The sequence below is a fragment of the Lysobacter sp. Soil_N_51 genome, assembly GCF_057655755.1.
In genome coordinates, this window is record NZ_JBDGLR010000039.1 from 1 (window position 1) to 227 (window position 227).

The following is a 227-nucleotide window of genomic DNA, read 5'->3' on the forward strand; positions in this document are numbered from 1 at the left end:
ACCGCGGCGCTGACGGACGTCTACACCCTGACCGACACGATCAGCGGCGATCAGACGTTCGGCAGCGTGACCAATGCGGGTGCGTACACCTGCACGGGCACCGGTCCGCTGTCCTGCACCCTGCCGGCCGGCACCCTGCCGGGCACCTACACGCTGAGCTACACGACCACCGTTGACGCGGATGCGGCCGGCACGGTCGGTAACAACGTGACCGGCAGCGGCGGTGG

General features: G+C 69.6%; 1 protein-coding gene. It reads left to right on the plus strand.

Annotated features, from left to right (window positions below):
* On the plus strand, positions 1-227 hold a 227-nt coding region (locus AC3A4T_RS24575), incomplete at both ends, for a hypothetical protein (RefSeq protein ID WP_487677768.1).